The 13,330-nt window shown below is 51.7% G+C and carries 8 protein-coding genes and 2 pseudogenes; 6 read left to right on the top strand and 4 right to left on the bottom strand.

What is annotated here, in order from left to right; all coding sequences use genetic code 11:
- Nucleotides 1–107: 107 nt before the first annotated feature.
- Complete coding sequence (locus tag AC6I8J_RS21020) at nucleotides 108–728, top strand: protein phosphatase CheZ (RefSeq protein ID WP_161736721.1); 621 nt, start codon at nucleotides 108–110, stop codon at nucleotides 726–728.
- Nucleotides 729–877: 149 nt separating this feature from the next.
- On the opposite strand, the pseudogene AC6I8J_RS21025 reads toward AC6I8J_RS21020, so the two are convergent.
- Nucleotides 878–1,600: pseudogene (locus tag AC6I8J_RS21025) on the bottom strand (glutamine amidotransferase-related protein).
- Between the two features lie 116 nt (nucleotides 1,601–1,716).
- Between AC6I8J_RS21025 and AC6I8J_RS21030 the strand changes: the two are divergent.
- Nucleotides 1,717–2,488 (top strand): annotated as a pseudogene (locus tag AC6I8J_RS21030) (AraC family transcriptional regulator).
- Nucleotides 2,489–3,049: 561 nt separating this feature from the next.
- On the opposite strand, the gene AC6I8J_RS21035 reads toward AC6I8J_RS21030, so the two are convergent.
- Nucleotides 3,050–3,301 (bottom strand): hypothetical protein, encoded by a 252-nt coding sequence (locus AC6I8J_RS21035; protein ID WP_161736722.1) that lies wholly within the window; start codon nucleotides 3,299–3,301, stop codon nucleotides 3,050–3,052.
- Nucleotides 3,302–4,037: 736 nt separating this feature from the next.
- Here AC6I8J_RS21035 and AC6I8J_RS21040 point away from each other — a divergent pair.
- Nucleotides 4,038–5,954, top strand: a complete 1,917-nt coding sequence (locus AC6I8J_RS21040) for a methyl-accepting chemotaxis protein (RefSeq protein ID WP_161736122.1) — start codon at nucleotides 4,038–4,040, stop codon at nucleotides 5,952–5,954.
- Nucleotides 5,955–6,201: 247 nt separating this feature from the next.
- Here AC6I8J_RS21040 and AC6I8J_RS21045 read toward each other — a convergent pair whose 3' ends face one another.
- On the bottom strand, nucleotides 6,202–7,536 hold the full coding sequence (locus tag AC6I8J_RS21045; RefSeq protein ID WP_497825817.1) for an aminotransferase-like domain-containing protein: 1,335 nt from the start codon (nucleotides 7,534–7,536) through the stop codon (nucleotides 6,202–6,204).
- 103 nt (nucleotides 7,537–7,639) lie between these two features.
- On the opposite strand from AC6I8J_RS21045, the gene AC6I8J_RS21050 reads away from it, so the two are divergent.
- On the top strand, nucleotides 7,640–8,530 hold the full coding sequence (locus tag AC6I8J_RS21050) for a DMT family transporter (RefSeq protein ID WP_497825818.1): 891 nt from the start codon (nucleotides 7,640–7,642) through the stop codon (nucleotides 8,528–8,530).
- A 127-nt stretch (nucleotides 8,531–8,657) separates the two neighbouring features.
- Here AC6I8J_RS21050 and AC6I8J_RS21055 read toward each other — a convergent pair whose 3' ends face one another.
- Entirely contained in the window at nucleotides 8,658–10,016 is a 1,359-nt protein-coding gene (locus AC6I8J_RS21055; RefSeq protein WP_260058699.1) for an esterase-like activity of phytase family protein, read from the bottom strand.
- Between the two features lie 377 nt (nucleotides 10,017–10,393).
- Between AC6I8J_RS21055 and AC6I8J_RS21060 the strand changes: the two genes are divergently transcribed.
- Together AC6I8J_RS21060 and AC6I8J_RS21065 are read left to right on the top strand one after the other, a co-directional pair.
- The gene (locus tag AC6I8J_RS21060; RefSeq protein WP_497825819.1) at nucleotides 10,394–12,604 is read left to right on the top strand and encodes a DUF4401 domain-containing protein; all 2,211 of its coding nucleotides are present in this window, start codon (nucleotides 10,394–10,396) and stop codon (nucleotides 12,602–12,604) included.
- The gene (locus AC6I8J_RS21065) at nucleotides 12,591–13,127 is read left to right on the top strand and encodes a GDYXXLXY domain-containing protein (protein WP_161736110.1); all 537 of its coding nucleotides are present in this window, start codon (nucleotides 12,591–12,593) and stop codon (nucleotides 13,125–13,127) included. The genes AC6I8J_RS21060 and AC6I8J_RS21065 overlap by 14 nt, the downstream gene beginning before the upstream one ends.
- Nucleotides 13,128–13,330: the final 203 nt, after the last annotated feature.

The raw sequence follows: 13,330 nt of genomic DNA on the forward strand, positions 1-13,330 counted from the left end.
CATTCTGATACGTCTGTTCTATGGGAAAAATCACAGGAAATTTAAAAAACCGCCGGACTCTGCCGATAACCTCAGATATCGAAACTCTGTCCGCAGGAAAAACATTCATGTCACCATCCGACACCCATAGTAAGCAGCAGGAAATTAGCGAAATCACGGCGCGTGCTGGCTCCATCCTGCGGCAGCTTCGCGACAGTCTGCAACAGCTAGGGCTTGATAAAACCATTGCAGATGTGGCGGGAAGTATCCCCAATGCCCGTGAAAGACTGGGTTATGTGGTCACTATGACCCGTGAAGCCGCAGAGGGCGTCATCAACAGCGTGGAGATCACGCAGCCTCTGCAAACCGAACTGGGCGAAAAAGCGGAGAAGCTCACTCAACGCTGGGATGCCACTTCCGGGAATCCGTCGGACAAAGAACAGGATCAGGCATTAGCTGCTGATACTGTTGCCTTACTGGATGAGGTCCCCCGCATCACGGGTCTGACACAACAGCAGTTGCACGCGATTATGATGTCACAGGGCTTCCAGGATCTTACCGGACAGATAGTCCAGGCGATGATGGCCGTGCTGAATCAGGCTGAGCAGCAGCTGATACAGGTCATCCGTGATAACACTGGTTCACATGGCACGACCGAGCGCGCAGCGCCGTCTAAACCCGCTTCCTCATCAGAAACCCCTGCCAGCCAGGATGATGTAGACGACCTGCTGGCCAGTCTGGGAATGTAAGCAGATATAAAAAAGCAAGGCTGAGAACGCATGATTGAGAAGAGGAAGGTCGGCGGCAAGTCAATCTGACTGAAAGCCAAAAATCCTCTTCATGCTCAACACCCGCTTATCTGCCATAAAACCGGCAACAGTTTTCACCCGGAATGACCTTATGCCTGAGCAGCTTTATAACGTTTTTCCAGCTTGTTCAGGAATTTAAAGAGTACCTGATTCCTTTCGCTGTAATCATGCGCCCGAAGTTTTTCCGGCGTGTCAACGAAGCGGTATTCTGCAGCACGGCTCAGATCTTTGTCAGGATGCGCGATCAGCAGCTCAACAACATCCGGCGTCAGTTCCATATGGCACTGAAACCCAAACACATGGTCGTAATAAGAAACGATCTGGCACAGACAGCCTTCGCTGAAAGCAATCATTTTTGCTTCCGGAGTAAGACCCGGCATGCCGTTATGCCAGTGGCGACATCAAGCGATTTCGTAAAATGAGAGAACAACGCATCCCTTCTGCCCTCTTCAGTCAGGGTAATCGGAAATTTGCCAATCTCTTTTTCCGGGCTATGGGCGAACGGCGCATCGAGCGCTTCACCGGTCAACTGTGATCCCAGGCAGATACCAATCACAGCCTTACCGGTTTTAACAGCGGAGGCAATCAGCGCCTGCTCACCTTTTGAATCGAAGTGCGGGCACGCTTCAGATGTTGTGGCTGGATCTTGTGGACCGCCCATAATGATTAGAAAATCGATGCCCTGAGCGTTGGCTGACAACGCATCACCTGCGTATCAGTGTGAGTAAGTCACATCATGACCCTGATTTCTCGCCCATGTTTCTTATGCCCTGGTGCTTCGAAACGTTCATGTAAGTAAAGTGTACCCGCATTAAGACAGGCTCCTGTTATACCTGGGATAATCTGGCGATAAACATTCTCTATCCCGTGAACTCGCACGCCGGATGATTCCGATTTAAGTATCATAGTGGCAGGGTCTGAATCTGAAATGCCAGGTAGTATAGATAAAGCGCCGGGACATGAAGACTTTACTGGCTGGTCTGGCACGGCTATAAGCTATCAACGTGGATAAATCGATCCTCCCCAACATCATCTTGAGTGGCAATAACGCTATGCCGTCAGGAGGTCATGCTGGTTGAAACGGAAAACAACCGATGGGTTATCCCCCTCAGCGTGCATTGTGGCTGCCACCTCTGCAGATCCATAGTTACAATTTGCTGTCTCATACCGATCTGAGGGCTGTCTGTTTTAGTTGCAGCCTTTTCGCAGAATGCACCAATTTTACGAAGAGTGACCCGGTACACGTCATTACGGCGCTGCCCCTGGTGAAAGAACTGATAACAGGTCTGTTCAGTGAGAACGACAACAGACCGAGTCAGCGCAATATGGCCCTGTTGCTTCTGGAAATACTCAGCGAAACTCAACCATTAACTGCAGTACTTCCAATGCCAAATGATGAGCGATTATTCTCTGCTGTCAGGGAACTACTGGTTAACCAACGCTGAGAAGCATCGATGAGTTTTCTCGCTTTTATAGCGGCGATGTCAGAGCGTACCTTTTCGCGATTGTTTATTAAAGGTACGGGCTGTAGTTTCAACACCTGAAAACAAAGAGCAATGATTTACGTTTCGCTGGATCAACTCGCGAATGGCATTCCAATCAAAAAGGCCGCTTATGAGCCTGGCATTTCATGTCCGGCGTCCTATAGCGCTGCTTTCCGTTCCATTCTGAGTTCAACACCGCGTGATTTTTTGCCTTAATCTGTGAATCAATTTCCGCCTTTCAATTAAAACAGACGCAGGTAAAAGACAGTCTGTTTACGCTGAAAATGCACTTCGGTTAAAACAGGGGCGTTCCTGAACGGCTCTCGCTTCACTGACGCTGAAGAGACGCACGCTGGCGCTTTTTTTGAATATCCTGATACGTCTGACAGAAGGAAATTACGCCGGGCTTCGCGACAGTCTGCAACACACGGGGCTTGATAAAACCCTTACTGATGTAGCCGGATGTACGTGAACGCCCGTGTAAGGCTGGGTAATATGATCGCTATAACCCGTGCAGCAGCAGCGTCATCAACAGCGTGGAGATCATGCAGCCCCCGCCACCAGGAATCTGCGCTGGGGGAACGGGTTGTTCTGGCTGTGAGCAAACCTATTATTCAAGGTCAGCTTTGTGCCAGTAGGAGGTGTAAAAAAACAGGATTGTTTTGAGCGGTCATAGAAGGTCACCGTATTACATTTTTATGTGTTGACGGAATGATCCGCCTGAGTCCGATGGAATCATTGCTGCCTCACAGGGATTCTGCTTTTTTAACAGTTATTTTATTCATTCAGGCTAGCGAGTATCTGCAGATAAAGTGCGTGCTGTTCGGCAGGAACCGGAGTGATGAACTCTCTCAGCCATGTTCTGGCTACAAAAATTTTATTGAGGCGCTCGTCGTGGCAGTTATCTGTTGCCATGTGTCCCAGTTCAATCAAAAGGGAATTAATATTTATCTCTTTTTCAGCGAGGGCCAGACGTAGTGCGGCCTCGCTAATAATTGTCTGCCCTTTATCTTCATCTCGTAGTGGCATAGTCTCCTCCTCAGGTTAAATTCATTAATACATTTCTAATCCACATGCCACACAAAATATCATTTTACTAAACATTCAGAGATTGATTGAAGTTGAGGATTCCACCATATTACCTGTCCTGTATTTGCAGCTAATCTGTTTAGCTAATTTATTTCTTCAGGACTATTGCTGCAGGCCTGCCTGTGACAGTTTATCGGCATAATCGCACCATGCTTTAAGATAAAACCGGCGTTTTTTAATTTTTACAATAAAATATTTATACGTTCTTAAAAAGCGAAATTATCACGGTAAAAGTGTGATTGAAGCCTTCACAGGTTTAATCTCATTCTGCTATAGATAACGGGTAGCCCAATACAAGATTTATGATATTTATCTATATTTATCATAAGCTTGTGAGGTTTACTTTGGATGCATACTGTGGATAAGCATGATGAATGCAAATGTGCGCATTTCTCTACACGCACTTATTTACATTTCCTTTCATGCACAGGTAAAGATGCTTATTAATTGTCTGTCCGCTAAAACAAGGTTGATACCAAACCATAACCGCAATGACAATCAATCCCGGTATTGTCCAGCACTAACCGAAGCGGGATGACTCATTAAATCCTTCCTGAAAACATCTTTTTAAATGCATTCAAAAAAGGTGTAAACAAAGCATCTTTTTTACCGATACCGTATTGAAGCCTGAGGTTATTTCAGGAGCAGGGTATTATTTAACACTGGGATTATTAAAATGAATATTATAAAAAAAGTTACGGATTTAAAAATAGGGGGCAAACTGGCGCTGGGATTCACACTGGTCATCCTGGCCTCTGTTATCATAGCGGCGCTCGCGTTTCGCTGTTTTTTAAGTATTCAGGAAAACTCAGCCAAGCGGGATGTTACCGTTCAGATGCTGGACACGCTGGCAAAAGCCAGGCTTAACCGCACGCTTTTTCAGTACACCCGGGATAAAAAGTTTATCGAGATTAACGGCGAGGCGATGAATCAGCTGTTTGCTTTACGAACCAGTCTCGATAAGTACTCGTGGTCAGCCGAAGGAAGTGAGAGGCTTTCTCTCCTGGGCGTGGTTCTGGCGCAGTATCAGGAAAAACGTCGGGCCTTTCTTGAGAGCAGTGACAGGGCTGCACTCGCGTTTAGTCAGATAAACACGATGGATCTGGCCTCACTGGCTGAAAAACTGGCTTCCAGTCAGGCTTCTGTCCCCGCAGGGATTGCTGCGCCCCTGCTTTCTCTCAGTTTCAAAACAGAGCAGGCAGCGTTTTATATCCAGGCCTTTATCAGAAAGCCAGAGTCTGTCGCGCTGGATAAATTCACTGGGATCAGGGACACGATTGCTCTGCTTGTTAACCAGCTCAAAGGCGATTCTGACAATGCGCTCGCTGAAATACTGGCGGAAGTGGACCAGAAAACTTTATCGGGTTCCGCCCTGTTAAATAATTATCTCCTTTCGGTGCGGGCAGAAAGCCTGGCTTCAGAGGAAATGACCGCAGCGGCAGGCAAACTGAATAGCGCCATCACAGGACTCGCGTTCTTTCAGTCAGAGATGGCTCAGAAGTATATCCACACCGCAATCTGGCAGATTGGTTTGGCTACCCTCGCCTGTATTATTCTCAGCCTCATTATTGCCTGGCGAATGACGCGGAGCATCACCATCCCGCTGAGAGAAACGCTGTCGTCTGCAAAACGTATTGCTGAAGGTGACCTGACGTCAGAAATAACCAGCTCCCGCACTGATGAGCTTGGCGAGCTGATGACTGCCGTGGGCACCATGAACCAGAGCCTGCGTAACATCATCTCGCGGGTCAGGGACGGCGTGAATAACGTTGCCCGCGCCTCCTCTGAAATTGCGGCCGGTAACACCGATTTGTCGTCACGTACCGAACAGCAGTCGGCTGCAGTGGTCGAGACGGCTGCCAGCATGGAAGAACTGACATCCACGGTTAAGCAAAATGCGGAGAACGCGCATCACGCCAGCCAGCTGGCTACCGACGCGTCACACAATGCCAGCCGCGGCGGGAATATCATCAGCGACGTGATTAGCACCATGGGGGGAATAAGTCAGAGTTCAGGCAAGATTGGGGAAATCATCTCCGTTATTAACGGCATCGCTTTCCAGACGAACATTCTTGCGCTAAACGCCGCAGTCGAGGCGGCCCGGGCTGGCGAGCAGGGGCGCGGATTCGCTGTGGTTGCCGGTGAAGTCCGCAACCTTGCGCAGCGCAGTTCGCTTGCTGCAAAAGAAATTGAGACGCTGATAAGTGAGTCTCTAAGCCGGGTAAGTAACGGGACCGAGCTGGTTAACCGTGCCGGCAATACGATGGAGGATATCGTCAGGTCTGTATCGCAGGTCAGGGACATCATGGGTGAAATTGCCGCTGCGTCGGACGAACAGAACCGCGGGATCACGCAGATTGCGCAGGCCATGACGGAAATGGATACAACTACTCAGCAGAACGCTGCGCTGGTTGAAGAGTCATCCGCAGCGGCCAGCAGCCTCGAAGAGCAGGCGCTCGAGCTTGAGAGAACCGTTGCCGTGTTCCGTGTGCCTTCTTCCGGATTGCTGACGCCGAAGGTTCAGGCGGTCACGCCTGTGTTAAAACCTCAGTCGTCCTTCAGGACATCAGAAACCAACTGGGAAACTTTCTGATATCCATCCGGCAGCCAGAGGTGGGTTTAACCTCATCTGGCTGTTTCCTTCCGTAAATTATATCGGTAAGGTGACAAGCCTTTTTATGACGCTGAGTCAGTCTGGGCTGCGCCCTGCTGACTAATACGCACTGATATCAGCCGACACATCTGCTTGTTACCTATGATTTCTTCCGAATGTTCGCTTCTGGCACGAAGCGGACGTTGTGCAGGCCAATGTCCGCTTTGAGCGAGAAGCGGACATTCGCTCAGAAGTCTTTTTCATACTCAATAGCCTCTTTAATCATAGTGAGTGCCTCGCTCAGCTGGGACATTGTGACTGAGCCAAGAGCGAGGCGAATAGCATGCGGTACGTTATCTGAGGTGCTGAACGGTTCTGCTGTGGAAATGGAGATTCTTTGCTGCATCAACCGGTGGACAAGGCTGTCTGCCCTTACCTCCTGAGGTAGCAATAACCAGATAAAGTAAGAGTTTGCATGGCTTACCCATTCACAGTTCGTAATTATTTTGCGGGCCAGCGCCTGACGCTGGCGGGCGTCGCGTCTTTTCAGCGACTCAAAGCGCCTTATGATGCCATTTTTAATCCAGCCGCACACAATCGAAACCATAAGAGAGGGGGTATTCCAGGTTGTTGCCCTGATGGCCCGCTCCAGGGCGATACGCATGCCAGCGGGGCATACTACGGCACCTACACGCAGGCCTGTGGCAATGCTCTTGGCAAAACCGGTTACGTAAACTGTTCTTTCGGGCGCATAAGTGGCAAGCGGCGGTGGGGGACGTCGGATAAGAAAAGCATAGGCCGCGTCTTCTATGATGAGCAGATCGAACGTTCTGGCAATAATGCCCAGCTCCCTACGCTGGGCATTATTCATCACCCAGCCAAGCGGGTTATGCAGCGTCGGCATCGTATAAATCGCACGGAGGCGCCTGCGCTGGCAGATATGCCTGAGTGCAGTCAGATCCGGTCCACTGGCACTGGCGGGTATCGCCACAAGTTCAAGGTGGTACAGGCTGGCCAAAGCTTTGAAACCGGGATAGGTCAGCGCGTCAACAGCCACTACATCGCCGGGCTTCAGCAGCCCCATCACCGCAACGCTTAGACCATGCTGCGCGCCATTAACGATTAAAACATCATCAGCTGAAGTATTCAGGCCAGAGTCATAAAGCCATCTCGCGATTGTCTCTCTGTCGCTTTGTCTGCCCGCATGAGGCTGGTATCGCATCAGGGAAGCCAGATCGCCTGATGTGGTCAGTTGTCGCATTGCGTCGCGTAACCGTTCAGACTGATCCGGCAGGGAAGGATAGTTGAAGTTCAGATCGAGCACATCTGAAGCTACTGCGTGCTGATCTAACCCCAACCCTGCAGGCAGAGAAATCTCTCTGACGAAAGTCCCTCTTCCGGTTTCTCCGCTCACAAGACCCATGGCTTTAAGCTCAGCGTAAACGCGGGTAGCCGTTGCCAGAGACACGTGTTTTTCAGCCGACAGCGCTCTGTGAGTAGGCAGACGTGTGCCCGGCAGAAGCGTGCCGGCTCGGATAGCAGATGCGAACTCATCCACGATGATTTTGTATCGCGCTTTCATAAATTGTATCTATGACAATTATTTGATTGTAATGAATGCTGAAACTTAGCATGGAGGATGTCAACTTTATTAAAAACGTTGTATGAACGGAAAGAGGTCTGGTGTGGCAAAAAATAGTGTAAGTAAAAGCAGTTCAGGTCTGAAGTCAGGCTGGTTAAGCGGGCTGGCGGGAGTGGTCATTTTCAGTGGTTCTTTGCCCGCAACCCGCATAGCAGTACAGGAAATAGATCCCTTTTTTCTGACTTTTTTACGTGCTTCAGTTGCCGGTGTACTGGCCATTATGCTGATTCTTTTTTTGAGACAGACACGCCCCCAGCGGAGGCAGTTGATTTCCCTGATTATCGTTGCCCTGGGCGTAGTAGTTGGCTTTCCTCTTCTGACAGCAATGGCGCTGCGACATGTTTCCTCGGCTCACTCCATTGTGTTTTTAGGGCTTCTGCCGATGGCAACCGCTATTTTTGGCGTTGTCAGAGGAGGAGAAAGGCCCAGGCTGGCTTTCTGGATATTTTCTGTAACCGGCAGCCTGCTGGTGATGGGATTCGCCTCATTCCAGGGTGGGGCTATATCTGCAACCGCCGATCTGCTGATGCTGGCCTCGGTCGTTATGTGTGGCCTCGGCTATGCCGAAGGCGCGAAGCTTTCGCGTGAGCTGGGGGGATGGCAGGTTATCTGCTGGGCGCTGATCATTGCGCTCCCTGTTATGTTGGTTGCCACCATTGAGACAATACCGGAGGACATTAGTGATATAAGCCTGCCGGTATGGTTTGCGCTGGGATATGTATCTCTGTTCAGTATGCTGATCGGTTTTATTTTCTGGTACAGGGGGCTGGCCGCTGGGGGCATCGCCGCTGTAGGTCAATTACAGTTGCTGCAGCCATTCTTCGGTCTCGGACTTTCGGCAACGCTGCTGTCTGAAACGGTTAGCCCGGGGATGATTATGATAACGCTGGGCGTGATCCTTTGTGTAATCGGCTCGCGCAGATTTGCACATTAAGCCACGGCCACTCCTCCTGTTTTTGAGATTCCTCAAAATGTCCGCTTCTGGCACAAAGCGGACATTAACATGCGCATCTGTCCGCTTTGTGCCAAAAACGAACGTTAACGCTTTACTCCTTTGAATCTTATTTTAGCGATTCCGCCAGCGTAACAACCCACAACTCACTGTCCGACTCCGGTTTCTTCAGTGGCTTCAGGCTAATAGTCGTGGCAACCGGCTTGTCATCAACCTTAAGCGTCCCCTGCTCCGTCACCCGATAATCCTTACGCTTCTTACCTTCAACCGGATCCTGCATCACCGCTTTCACGCCAAAGTCATTATCATTAGTGATCGCCAGCGTTTTATCGTCGATCAGCGCCAGCCCTTCGGCTTTCTCCTGCTGCCAGCCGAGCTGACGTAAATCAACCACCCGCTTTTTAGCGGCAAACTTAATGCCGCGTTTCAGCAGCGTTTTCTCGTCGTCAAACTCCGGGTATTCACCGGGCTTATCAAATGCTGAAAGCTCGGTAGCCGGGCTAAGATCCACCTTATAGACAAGGTTGCGCATCGCATCGTTTTTATCGGTGCCCTGTTCTATCAGCAGGATATGCTGATTGTCGATCGCCACGATATCGCCAATTTTTGCGTCACTGTTTTTACTGTAAGCCTCGCTGTCGATAGGGTAACCATACATCGCGGTTTTCCCGGTCGCCGGATCGAAACTCACCAGGCGGGTAAAGCGCGCCTGCTTTTTGCTTTTACCGTCGATATTAAGCGTGCTCTGCACCGCGGCAATGATACGCCCATCGGGCATGCGGGTGATCCCCTCAAAGCCACGGTTTGGCTGACGCCATTTGAGTATGTTCGGCAGACCGCCTGCGATGGATTTCTCCCCTTCGGCTGCCTGCGGCCCGTGAATGGCCAGGATTTTACCGCGCTCATCTACGTTAATCAGGAACGGACCATACTCATCGCATAGCCAGTATCCGCCCTTGCCATCCGGCGTAATGCCTTCTGTATCCAGACCACGGTTGTCACCCTGCAGCGCTTTCAGCGTATCGCTTAGCGCGACTTCATTAGTTGATCCAATGACGCCGTCCTGCAACGGCAATCCGTTTATATTGCCCTTATCGTCATGCAATGGTCGGGCATCCGTGGCCTCGGCTTTGCCGTTCTGCACCCGAATATTCATCAGCAGTGGAGCGAAGTCCGGCGTGACGAATATTTTTGATTCTTTCTTACCGACATCAGGTGAGTCGGCATTGGGTCCGCGATCGGTGACGGTAACAAAGGTCAGCGCCTCCCCCTGCTTACCGGTAAACAGCAAACCGGAACCAATACCCACCGGCAGACCCTGAGGAAATGCGCTGGCGAATGCCCCGTTGTAGCTCACGCGCGTTCCTTCAGGGAAACTGACGACGTAGCTTTCAACTTTCGGCTGTGCCGCTAATGTTGATAAAGAGAGTGCGCAACCGATAAGCAGAGAAATCGCTTTTATTTTCATATTTTTATATCCGTTAAGGAAAGCCACGAGCCTAAAGAATAAAAGTGACAGAAAAATGAAATCACCGGGAAACATTGGCGGTTAACAGAGTGATTATTTTCCCGTGAGCTCAGTGGGATGGACCTGTCTGTTCAGACAAAACGATCAGGATTATGACATCAGTAAACGCAGGTGCTCTGGTCAGCGATGCTCATATTCAAAAGAGTGTGGCGGATCGCGCAGCGTTCCCCCCTCGTATTAGATTGACACTGTTATATCCCGCAAAAGATGTTTACATTTGTTCAGCAAAATTATCGGCCGCTCAGCAAAGCGTGAGCGCAGGGAAGAATCGTGGTTATCGTCATCAAACTCACACCGCAAACAGAGGCAGAGATTGTATGAGGGAGATTGCACCTGATGGAATAACCGGGATGCCATCACGAACGGCAGCCTATCTTTGCCGTCAGATTGCTGGTCTGGTCAACGTCGGAAGACTGAGCCCGGAAACCTGCCAGCGCATCTTTGTTTTCTGTGGTATCAGGCCGTCACATGCGCAATGGCGTCAGTTTCTTATCCCGATGCTTAGCTTTCTGGGGTTGCTGTCACTGGTTGCCGGGTCGGTATTTTTTATTGCCTGGAACTGGGCCTGGCTGCCGAAGATGGCGAAATTCGCCCTGACCGAACTGCTGATCGTCGCGCTGGCGGTAGTGGTCTGGTGGCGCTGGTACAGCACGCTGGCACGCAGCGCATTGCTGGCAGCAGGATTAAGTTTCGGTGCTCTCTTTGCGCTTTACGGACAGATTTATCAGACGGGTGCGGATAGCTGGGAGCTATTCCGGGCCTGGTTATGCATTCTTCTGCCGCTGGCGCTGATTGCCCGGCAAAACAGCCTGTGGTTTTGCAGCTGGCTGGTCGCTAACCTGGCGTTCCAGCTCTATTACACCGCCACGTTGCCGACGTCACTGCTGGAGCTCGCCGTGTCTGACAGCTTCTTCTGGCTCCCGACGACAGTGCTGCACGTCTATCTGGCGCTGCTGGCAGCCTGCCTGATTATCAGGGAAGTTCTGGCCTGTCGGGCAATAACGCATCATCCTGAGAGCTGGCTGGCAAGCCGCTGGTTCTCACGCGTCATGGCCGGATTTTTACTGCTGCTGCTGACCGGCATCGTGGCCGGAAATATCTCTGACGGGCACGGTGCTAACCACTTTACGTTAGTCACGGGCGGCTGGGTGGCCACCCTGCTGGCAGGCTATTACCTGTACCGTTATCGCCATGTTGATCTCTGTATGCTGACGCTGGGCATCGCCAGTCTGACGATTGTGGGCTGCGCACTGATCATGCAGTTATTCCTTGTGGCCTATGTTACGGCTGACCTGTATCTGACCGGCGTCCTGATGATTTTCTGGGTGGCGGCAAATGGTTCGATCCTGCTGAAGTGGCAGCGCAAACTGGCTGAAAAGGGACCGCTCGATCAGGCTCCGGCCAGGCTGACCTTCCTGGAAGATGCCCTGCGTCATCAGGGCCTGCTGAGCGACGCACAGATTAGGGAGATTCAGCAACGCGGTCACGCATCCAATCTGCCCTGGTATCTGAGGCTGGCGCTGAGCGTCGGAGGCTGGGTCGCCGCGCTCATCACTCTGTTACTGATGGCGCTGGTGCTCTATAGCACTGACCTGCTCGACGACCCGAATGCTGTGACCCTTATCGTGCCTTCACTGGTCCTCGCCGTGATTGCCCGCGGCCTGTTACGCAGCGATCGTGACGGTAAGTATCACCTTGGGCTGGCATGGGCCATTGCGGCGACGTGTGGGCTGGTTATCGGCGTTGTGTTACAAATCCAGAGCGATGACGTCAGCTTTATGATGCTGAGCTCACTGTGCGCATTACCGATTCTCGCGGCGATGGCGGTGGGGATGCCTGACAGCACTTACCGATTTATGGCCATCACTGCCCTGACTTTTTTTCTGGTGCTGGCGGGCTATTTACTTTCCCTGCTCTACCTGTCGCCAACGGCAGGCCGCGTTGCTGTTTCCCTGCTGGTGGCAGCGGTGATGTTTTTGTGGCTGTGGATTGTCAGTCATCAACTGAGATTACTGGCAGGACCCTATGCTGACGCCGTGCATCCCCTGCTGTATGGCATCCCGGCGGGTCTGATGGTGCTGAGTTCACTCGGCATAAACGCGGCGGTTCTCATGAATTTACTCTGGTCTTCTGCGCAGTTTTCTATGCTTCAGCCTGCGACAGGCACCGGTATTGCGGCAGGCTTAGTGCTGAGTGCGCTCAGTCAGAAAAAGAGCAGTCAGCCGCTGTTTTCGATCATCACGCTGCCCGCCGCCGTTATCTGCGGGGCTGCCGCCCTTTATGCGCCGGGTATCGGGCTGGGATTGTGGTTAATTCTGATGGCACGTTATCAGGGAAGTCCGGGATTGCTGGTGGTCAGTGGCGGGTTCATGGTGCTGTATGTCATTGGCTGGTATTACTTCCTGGAAGTGCTGCTGCTGCATAAAGCGCTGTTGCTGCTGGCTGGTGGTCTGATTTTGCTGGGGCTGGCGTGGGTCGTCACAAAAGTGTTACCCGCACAGATCGGAGGTGCGAGTGAGAACGCGTAAAAAGAGCCGATGGCTGACAGGCGCGGTGATAGCGCTGGCGCTGGTGACCGTTAATGTCAGCATCTGGCAAAAAGAGCAGTTGCTGAAACAGGGCGCGGTCATGATATTACCCCTTGCGCCGGTTGACCCGCGCTCCCTGATGCAGGGTGATTACATGGCGCTGAATTATGCCCTCACCCGACCGCTGGAGCAGATCCTGTATCAACAGGCGGTGGCCTGCGGCGCAACCCGGTCAGCGCCATGCCTGCCCACCAGCGGAACTCTGATTGTGGACCTCGATGCGCAGCGTCATGCAACTCAGGCCCGGTTTGATCAGGGTGAGCCGCTACAGACGAATCAGCTACGGGTAAAATACCATCAACACTCCGGCTCGCTGACCGTCGGCACCAACGCTTATTTCTTTCAGGAAGGTCATGGCGAGCGTTTCACGCAGGCACGATACGGGGCATTTCGCGTGGGGAGCGACGGCACAGCACTTCTGACGGATCTGCTTGATGAACAGGGAAAGGTGATTCAGCCTTAGCTATGCAAGACGCTCGCTGAACAGCACAAAACAGGCTGGCAGACGGCCTTGATAGCTTTTACTAAAAGGGTTTCTGTAACAGCGCATCACGATGCCTTCGCAAGCCTTCGACCATCGTTCTGGCCTGGTTAGCTTAACCCGTCATAGCCTCAGCTGAAAAACGGGCAATACGCTTTCAAAGCGCCATGCTGCTAACAATGGGA

The organism is Pantoea sp. X-Soil-ISGK-355 (assembly GCF_059730805.1).

Bases quoted from the DNA above. Each gene is read 5' to 3' on its own strand.
- AC6I8J_RS21045 (WP_497825817.1), bottom strand. From the start codon at position 7,536: ATGAAAGCGCGATACAAAATCATCGTGGATGAGTTCGCATCTGCTATC.
- AC6I8J_RS21060 (WP_497825819.1), top strand. From the start codon at position 10,394: ATGAGGGAGATTGCACCTGATGGAATAACCGGGATGCCATCACGAACG.
- AC6I8J_RS21020 (WP_161736721.1), top strand. From the start codon at position 108: ATGTCACCATCCGACACCCATAGTAAGCAGCAGGAAATTAGCGAAATC.
- AC6I8J_RS21055 (WP_260058699.1), bottom strand. From the start codon at position 10,016: ATGAAAATAAAAGCGATTTCTCTGCTTATCGGTTGCGCACTCTCTTTA.
- AC6I8J_RS21035 (WP_161736722.1), bottom strand. From the start codon at position 3,301: ATGCCACTACGAGATGAAGATAAAGGGCAGACAATTATTAGCGAGGCC.
- AC6I8J_RS21040 (WP_161736122.1), top strand. From the start codon at position 4,038: ATGAATATTATAAAAAAAGTTACGGATTTAAAAATAGGGGGCAAACTG.